Annotated in this window: 3 protein-coding genes; 2 read left to right on the forward strand and 1 reads right to left on the reverse strand. The window is 76.7% G+C overall.

The features are described 5' to 3' along the window. Positions 1–1748, reverse strand: a 1748-nt coding sequence (locus tag F6X68_RS29890) for an adenylate/guanylate cyclase domain-containing protein (protein WP_225852510.1), incomplete at its 3' end; no start/stop codon positions are given. 184 nt (positions 1749–1932) lie between these two features. On the opposite strand from F6X68_RS29890, the gene F6X68_RS29895 reads away from it, so the two are divergent. Further along, positions 1933–4827: a helix-turn-helix transcriptional regulator gene (locus tag F6X68_RS29895; protein ID WP_151457380.1), complete on the forward strand. Its 2895-nt coding sequence runs from the start codon at positions 1933–1935 to the stop codon at positions 4825–4827. A gap of 111 nt (positions 4828–4938) precedes the next feature. Further along, entirely contained in the window at positions 4939–5709 is a 771-nt protein-coding gene (locus F6X68_RS29900; protein WP_132234756.1) for a DUF5995 family protein, read from the forward strand. Positions 5710–5814: the final 105 nt, after the last annotated feature.

The following is a 5814-nucleotide window of genomic DNA, read 5'->3' on the forward strand; positions in this document are numbered from 1 at the left end:
ACCGAAGGGGCGTCCGACTCCGCCGGCCGCCCGGCCCGGCGGGCGAACGCGGCCCGCGCCGCCCTCGGCAGCCGGGCGTACGCGACCTCGCGGACCACCGCGTCGGCGACGGCGTACCGGCCGTCGGGGCGGGTGACCAGCAGACCCGTCGCGGCCAGGGCGCGCAGCACCGGGGCGGCCCGCCCGGGAGCCCAGTCGAGCAGGCGCGCCACCGTCGCGGCGGTGATCCCCGCGCCGACGGTCGCGACGGCCATCAGCACGGCCCGCCGCGCCCCGTCCAGGCGGTCCAGCCGGGCGTCGACCTCCCGGCGCACCGCCTCCGGCACGGACCGCGCCGCGTCCGGCGACGCCACGTACGCGACGGCCCGCCCCGGGTTGCCGCCGACCAGCGGCAGGAGCCGGGTGATCGCCGCCGCCGTCGGCCGGTCGGCCCGGCCGAGCAGGTGCCGCAGCAGCCGTCCGGTCTCCACCGGGCGCAGCGGCGGCACCGCCAACCGGTGCCGACGGTCCCGCGGGCCGGGCAGCGCGCCCGTCCACTCGGCACGGTGCAGGGTCACCACCACCAGCGGCAGCGACCGCGCGGTGGCCGCCGCGAAGAGCCGGTGCAGGAAGCGGTGCAGCGTCGCGGTGGCCCGGTCGAGGTCGTCCACCGCCACCATCACCGGCTGCCGGGCCGCGAGCCCCAGCAGCGCCTCCCGCGCCACCTCGGCGCCCCGCGCCGCGTCGCCGGAGCCGTCCGGCGTGCCCAGCAGCGCCTCCAGCGCGTACACCGCCTCGGTCAGGCCGGCGGGCGGCACCAGGTCCGTGAGGGCGGCGGTGAGTCGTCGCCGTACCGTCGCGGGCGGCTCACCGGCGCGGAGGCCGGCGAGCCCGCGCACCAGGTCCGCGACGGGCGCCAGGGGCTGCGGGTACGGCGGGCAGTGCGCGACGCACCAGCGCACCGGCACCCCGTCCACGGTCCGTACCGCCCGGGTCAGCTCGTGCAGCAGCCGGCTGCGCCCGCTGCCGGCGGGACCGACCAGCGACAGCCAGCGCGGGTCGCGGCCCCGCACGGCCCGGACGATCAGGTCCCGGGCGGCGGCCAGTTCCCGTCGCCGCCCGACCAGCGGCCCCTCGTGCCGGGTCGGGGCCTGTCGGGTGGTGCCGGTGGCGTGCCACACGTCGACCGGCAGCGCCTTGCCGGCCAGGGCCACCGGCGGTACGCGGCGCTGGTCGACCAGCCCCACGGTGGCGCGGTGGGTGGCCGCGCAGAGCGCCACCCCGCCCGGCGGGGCGTACTCCTGCAACCGCGCGGCGGTGGTGATCACCGCGCCGCTGGCGACGCCGTGCCCGCCGTCGCGCGCCGCGGCGAGGTCCACCAGCGCCTCACCGGTGGCCACCCCGGCCCGGACCCGGAGGCGCGGCGCGCCGGGCGGCGGTCGCCGGTCGAGGGCCCCCTGGATCTCCAGCGCCGCCCGCACCGCCCGGTACGCGTCGAAGCCGTCGGACCGGCGGGCCCCGAACAGGGCCATCACCGCGTCGCCGACGTACTTCTCGACCACCCCGTGCCACCGGCGCAGCACCCCGCCCACGGTGTCGAAGTAGGCCCGTTGCAGGATCCGCACGTCCTCGGGGTCGAGCCGCTCGACGAGCGCGGTCGACCCGACGATGTCGACGAACAGCACGGTGACGAGGCGTTTCTCCTCCGGTACCGGCCAGCCTGCCGAGGTGGACCGCTGCGAACCGGCGACGATGGTGGCCATGGGCATCGCACCCGCCTTCCCCACGGTGCTGACGACGCCTCGGACACTGTCACCGATGGGCCGACGGGGGATCTGCCGAACGACGTATGTCCACCCTGCGCAACCGTCGGTCGCGATCTCGACGCGAGGAGTACCACAGGCGCGAAAGACCCGTAGAACGGTGCGGGGGCACTTGACTAGGCTGCGTGCCATGGCCAGCGACGTGGACACCGCACCACTCGTCGGCCGGGCCGACCTGGTGACGACGGTACGATCCGTGCTGCTCGACGACGTCACGCAGGGGAACACCGCCGCCGTCTTTCTCACCGGCGAGAGCGGCGTCGGCAAGACCCGGCTGCTGCGCGAGGTGGGCACCCGGCTGCGCGACGCCGGGGCCCTGGTGCTCACCGGCTCCTGTCTGGACATCGGCGACGCCTCGCCCCTGCACCCGCTGCTCCAGGCGCTGCGCCGCCTCGACGCCGAACTGACCGGTGCCCAGGCCCGGACGTCCTCGGCGGTCCGTGACCTCCTCGGGGTGTTCGCCGAGGAGACCGCCGGCCCGGACGGCGCCGGGGCGCTGCTGGAGCGGGTCTCGCGGGGGCTGCACCTGATCGCCGAGGGGCGCCGGCTGGTGCTCGTCCTGGACGACCTCCAGTGGGTCGACCGCAGCACCCGCCAGCTGCTGCTCTACCTGCTGGCCGGGTTGGGCGACCTCCAGTTGTCGGTGCTCGCGGCGGTGCGGGCGGAGTCGTTGCAGGGCGCGCACCCGCTGCGCCGCGTGCTCACCGAGCTGCGCCGGCTGCGTACGGTGCGGGTGCTCGACCTGGCCCCGCTGGACCGGGCCGGCACCGACCGGCTCGCCACCGCCGTGGTCGGCCGCGCACTGACCCCGGAGGCGGCGGAGCTGGTGTGGCGGCGCAGCGGCGGCAACCCGTTCGTGGTGGAGGAGCTGGCCCGCGACCTGCGCGACGGGCGGGACGAGCTCTCCGACACGCTGCGCGAGATCTTCCTGGCCCGGGTGGACGCGCTGCCGCAGCACGCGCACGCCGTGGTGCACGCGGTGGCGGCCGGCGTCGAGCCGGTGGGGCACTGGCTGCTGGCCCGGGTGGTGCGGCTGCCCGAGGACGAGCTGATCGAGGCGGCTCGGGCGGCGGTCGCCCACCGGCTGCTGGTGAGCGCGGACGACGGCTACCGGCTGCGGCACCGGCTGGTCGCCGAGGTGCTGGAGCACGAGCTGCTGACGGCCGAGCGGGCCGCCCTGCACCGCCGCTACGCCGAGGCGCTCACCGCGGCCCCGGCGGAGCTGCACCAGGCGCGCCTGGCGCACCACTGGCGACTGGCCGGCGAGCCGGCGCGGGCGTTGCCGGCGGCGATGGCCGCGGCCCGGGAGGCCGAGCGGCTGCACGGCTGGGCCGAGGCGCACCGGCACTGGTCGGTCGCGTTGCAGCTGGCCGCCGCGCCGGGCGTCGCACCGCCGGAGGTGGACCGGGTCACGCTGCTCAGGCACGCCGCCGAGGCCGCCCACCACTGCGGCGAGCACGCCCGGGCGCTGACGCTGATCGAGGAGCTGGCCGCCGCCGACGCCGACCCGTCGGCCTGCGCGCTGCGCATCCGCCGGGCCCGCTACCTGGCCGCCGCCGGCCGCTCGGCGCCGGCCGAGGCGGAGTACCAGCTGGCCCTGGAGGCCGCCGACTGCACGCCCCGGGAGCGGGCCACGGCCGCGGCGCACCTGGCCGAGCTGCTGCTGCACCTCGGCCGGTACGCCGACGCCGGCCGGCGGGCCCGGGAGGCGCTGGAGCTGTCCGCCGAGGTGCCGGGCTCCACGTCGGAGGTGGTGCTGGCCAGCGCCGCGCTCGGCTTCTCCGAGGCGTACCTGGAGGACCCGGACGCCGGGCTGGCGGTGATGCGCCGCGCGCTGGAGACCGCCGAGCGTTCCGGTCGCCCGGAGGACGTGGCGTGCGCGTACCTGCACCTGGCCGAGCTGCTGACCGGCCCGCTCAACGTCCTGGAGGAGGGCGTCGTGGTGGCCCGCCGGGGCGCCGAGCGGATGGCCGAGCTCGGCCTGGGCCGCACGTACGAGACCCGGCTGCTGGCCATCGCCACCAACGGGCTGTTCCGCGTCGGACAGTGGGCCGAGGCGGAGAAGGTGGTCGCGGCGGCGTTGCGGCACCGCCCCTCCGGCGCGGACGCGGTGGAGCTGCTGCTGGCGCGCTGCCGGCTGTCGGTGGGCTACGGCGACGTCGAGGCCGCCGACCGCGACCTGGACGCGGTGGCCACGATGCTCGCCGGCGGCGGGGCGCGGCACGTGATCCCGCTGCTCACCCTGCGGGCGGGGCTGGCCATGTGGCAGGGCCGGCACGACCTGGCCCGGCAGGCGGTGCAGCGCGGCCTGACCGAGAGCCGCTCCGACGACGTGGGGATCCTCGCCGCGCTGGTGTGGCACGGCCTGCGGGCCGAGGCCGAGGCGCACGCCGGCCGCGCCGTGGCCGTCGACCCGACGGCGGTGCGGCGGCTGCGGGAGGTGGCCGACCGGGTCGCCCGCAAGAGCGAGCACGCCGCCCGCCCGGTACGCGACGTGGTGGACGGCTTCCTGGCGCTGTGCGCCGCCGAGGTGAGCCGCCTGGAGAGCAGCGACCCGGAGCTGTGGGCCCGCTCGGTGGCGCAGTGGGACCGCCGTCACCACCCCTACCCGGCGGCCTACTCGCGGCTGCGGCAGGCGGAGGCGCTGCTGGCCCGGCGCAGCCGCAGCGCCACCGCGGGCAAGCTGCTGCGCCAGGCGTACGAGGTGGCGCAGGGGCTCGGCGCGGTGCCGCTGACCTCGGAGATCCGTACCCTCGCCGGTCGGGCGCGGGTGTCGCTGGAGGAACGTCCGGCCACCGGCGCTCCGGCCGCCGGGGCGGACGGCGACGAGCTGGCGGCGCTGACGGCCCGGGAGCGGGAGGTCCTCGCCGCCGTCGCCGAGGGGCTCACCAACCGGGAGATCGGCCAGCGGCTGTTCATCAGCGAGCGCACCATCGGCGTGCACGTCTCGCACATCTTCGACAAGCTCCAGGTCCGTACCCGGGTGCAGGCCAGCGCGATCTTCCTACGCAACCGGCCCGGCTGACGCGCGGCGCGGATACGTCGTTCTACTGATCCGGCCGGCCATCGCCGGCTGGCAGGCTGTGCTGCGTCGCCGACGGCACGGGGGTGCCGGGGGAACCACTGTGGAGGAGAGATGACGGAACCGGTGTGGGGGCCCGTGCATCGGGACATCGTCGATCTGCTCGCCGACCATCCGGCCGACGTGCCGGCGGTGGTCGACCACCTCACCAAGCTCCAGGACATGCTGGTCCGGCTGCCTCCGCTGGAGGCGAGCTGCCCGCTGGCCGACTTCAACCGGCTGTACCTGACGATCACCGAGAGCGTGCTGAACGGGCTCTACGACGACCGGTTCTCCGACCCGGTGTTCCTGTCCCGGCTCGACGTGGAGTTCGCGGCCCGCTACTTCGACGCGATGCGGCTGTGGACCGACTCCAGCCCGGGTACGCCGAAGGCCTGGGCCTGCCTGTTCCAGCGGATGCGCGGGCCGGACGCCCGCCCGCTGCCGTCGGCGGCCGCCGGGGTGAACGCGCACATCAACTTCGACCTGCCGTTCGCGTTGGTGACCACGTTCGACAGCCTGGAGTCGGAGCCGGTTGACGGTACCGACCAGCACCGCGACTACCTGGAGATCAACAAGATCTTCGCGGACAAGATCCCCGGTCTGCGGCGCGGCTACCTGGAGCGGTGGCAGCTGCTCATCGACATGCTCAACGGCGACATCGACGACTGGTACCAGGGGGAACTGGTCGAGTACACCCGCGACGTCGCCTGGCGCAACGCGCAGAAGATCTGGCGGTGCCGGCACGACCCGGCCGCCCACGAGTGCGAGCGCGCGCGGCTGGACGACACCGCCGCGGCGCTCGGTCGGTTGCTGCTCTCGCCCCTCGGGGCGTTCCTGCAGTAGCCGTGACGGGGGGTCCCCGCGCTCCGCACCCGGCACCCGGCGGAGCGCGGGGACACGTCCCCGCCGGACCAGGGCTCGTCGTCGGGGGCGGCGGGCCCGGGTCGG

It is taken from the genome of Micromonospora sp. AMSO12t (genome assembly GCF_008806585.1).
GTDB classification, from domain to species: domain Bacteria; phylum Actinomycetota; class Actinomycetes; order Mycobacteriales; family Micromonosporaceae; genus Micromonospora; species Micromonospora reichwaldensis.